Source organism: Vibrio sp. D173a (assembly GCF_030248475.1).
In genome coordinates, this window is sequence record NZ_JAHGAH010000414.1 from 1 (window position 1) to 2,333 (window position 2,333).

Below are 2,333 nucleotides of genomic sequence, written 5' to 3' on the forward strand. Positions count from 1 at the left end.
TTATGGAGCGCTTACGTCGTATAAACCTGAAGCTCGAAAAGCAAAAAAGGCGCTATGATCGCGCCTTTTTCGTTCTCTACGTAATTTGAATTGAGCGTGAATCAGTAGCCATTCCTGTAAAGGTATTCGCCTACTTCTTTACACTCAGTTTTGTAGAGCTGTTCCATCTTGGTCTCATCCATGCCTTTTGCTTTGAATTCGGTCTCTGCCGAAGATAGCTGGCTGAATGTGTAACCACGTTCTGCCATCAAGTAATGACGAAACATTGCACGGTGCTCAGGAACCGCAGTTCGGGAGTTAGATGCATTGGCACACTCCATCAGAGCGCTGTTGCTCATTTCTTCTGGTTTCGCTGCTTGCACTGTTGTTGTGAATAAAGTGATAAGCGCCAAAGTGGCAATAGTCGCGATTTTTTTCATAATCAGGATCTCGAGTTAATTCAGTCTTCAGATGAGATCATCCATGGCTGGTGCTGACGGTTTCCATATTGTGTCAGTACAGTCAATGTGCGAACTAAGCGTCGCGACTGTGTGTGAATACGTACAGTAAATTAGCTTGCTTCCATCCTGCGAGATGGTACGAGCGAGTCTGTGTGAGTACATAGGCAGTATCGGGTAAAGGCGTCGCTTTGAGCGCAATATCCAATAATGATGGAGATAAGAACGCGACCAATAGGTGATAGTCAGGCGTAATATTTAGGGGTAACTCACCATCGTTACCGGATGTGCGGCGACAAGGGAGTAAACCAAGTAAATCACGTTTTAGGTGTCGAAAGTAGCCGTCTGGACTCCAAGAGTCGCGACTATTCCTAGCACGATAAGGCGCTTTTATTGCGTGATAATCGTATTGAGTGAGCTTATAAAGCTTTTCTGAATGCGTGTAGTGGAATTCTGAGGATGGCTGATTTTGCGCTGCAAGCATTTGCCCTGAGAACAGGGAGAGTGACAACAAAAGCAAAAGGCGAAATACGTGAACCAAAACTAACCCTAAAACACTATGGAATCGATATTCGGTTGCTGCCTGAAGGTGGCGCTTTCGTATACTAACGACTTGCTGAAAGGATGAACAGTTTTTTGTCGCATTAAAAAAGGGAGCGTATTAGCTCCCTTTTCAACATTAGGTCAAGAAACCTTAAGCGCTAGCGTAGATAACACTGCCACCTTTAATGGTGTCGATGATTTCTCGTGATAGTTTCTGTGGTAGAGCGGGGCAACCCCAACTGCGACCAAGATAACCATTCTTCTTAATAAAAGAAGGATTCGCGTAGTCCGCACCATGAACCACGATGTAACGCTCTCGTGCTTTATCGTTCACCCCTGATGTCAGTCCATCTAAGCGAAGTGAATAACCGTTAGAACCATAGTATGTGGTATCGGTTAAAAATGTTCCCAGGGAAGTCTTACGAGAGTTTACAACATTAGAGAACTTCGTTGCAGTCTTCTTGCCGCTGTTTACGCCGTGAGAGACATAAGTGTTAAAAATGAGCTTCTTCTTGTCCAAATCGACCACATAAAAGCGTTTTTCAGTAGATGGTTTACTGTAATCGATGATGGTCAAAAGTGGCTTTTTGCGATCTGAGGTATTCTTATAAGCTAAGAACGCATCATTGAATAAACTGAAGTCAATGACGCCTTCCAACTTGGCTTCTTTATATGTTTTTTCAACAAGTTGTTTAGTGGCTTTCGTTTCCATCGCTTTACCTGAATGATGAGCAAAGGCAAAAGGCGAAACTGCCAACGATGTCCATATCAATAATAATAATAGCTTTTTCATTTGTACTAAATAAAACTCTTGGTGCAACAAATTTAGTGATTGATTCGTGCAGTCACTAATACAGCATGTACATCAATTTAATTCTATTCTCAATGTTGCCTATTATGCGCAGTGACACCTATTACTAAAATACACTTTGTATTTAGTAAAGATAATCCAACTAACTGGCTGAATTTAATCAACATTGAGAGGTTAATCGATGACTTTAAAAATCTTCAGAACAAATACTAGCCGATTTGGCTAATTAATAAAACTGCGTTTACCAACATTTACTAAGCAGGATATTTAATAAAACATCGTTTAATTATAGTTTGGATAAAAATGTTGTTTTAATTCAATGGACTTATTTCTAACTGGGCATTCGACAAAAAATTTTTAGACTGTGATCCTGGCTTTGTTGCTTAATTAAGTGAGAAGACATGGCTGCCCCATGTTGAACAATACTTAGAGCCTATCCCAAAAGGGATTTATTCCAAACAATGAGGCCACAAGCAAAATGCAACATGGCCTCGTAGTTTTCGATTTTCTTCTCCCAACGAACGAGCAATCTACGATAACGG

The 2,333-nt window shown here is 41.1% G+C and carries 3 protein-coding genes and 1 pseudogene; all 4 read right to left on the reverse strand.

Features of this window, described 5'->3' with window-relative positions; genetic code table 11:
• Positions 1–101: 101 nt before the first annotated feature.
• Positions 102–419: a hypothetical protein gene (locus KIV40_RS26320; protein ID WP_285352127.1), complete on the reverse strand. Its 318-nt coding sequence runs from the start codon at positions 417–419 to the stop codon at positions 102–104.
• Positions 420–513: 94 nt separating this feature from the next.
• Complete coding sequence (locus tag KIV40_RS26325) at positions 514–921, reverse strand: hypothetical protein (RefSeq protein WP_306431899.1); 408 nt, start codon at positions 919–921, stop codon at positions 514–516.
• 210 nt (positions 922–1,131) lie between these two features.
• Positions 1,132–1,773 carry a murein L,D-transpeptidase catalytic domain family protein gene (locus KIV40_RS26330; protein WP_134977539.1) on the reverse strand — a complete coding sequence of 214 codons (642 nt, stop codon included), beginning with the start codon at positions 1,771–1,773 and terminating at the stop codon, positions 1,132–1,134.
• 451 nt (positions 1,774–2,224) lie between these two features.
• Positions 2,225–2,333, reverse strand: a pseudogene (locus KIV40_RS26335) (IS5/IS1182 family transposase); the annotation flags it as partial.

What these genes read in the sequence shown, in the direction of transcription:
- KIV40_RS26320 (WP_285352127.1), bottom strand. Translation starts at nt 419, where the DNA reads ATGAAAAAAATCGCGACTATTGCCACTTTGGCGCTTATCACTTTATTC.
- KIV40_RS26325 (WP_306431899.1), bottom strand. Translation starts at nt 921, where the DNA reads ATGCTTGCAGCGCAAAATCAGCCATCCTCAGAATTCCACTACACGCAT.
- KIV40_RS26330 (WP_134977539.1), bottom strand. Translation starts at nt 1,773, where the DNA reads ATGAAAAAGCTATTATTATTATTGATATGGACATCGTTGGCAGTTTCG.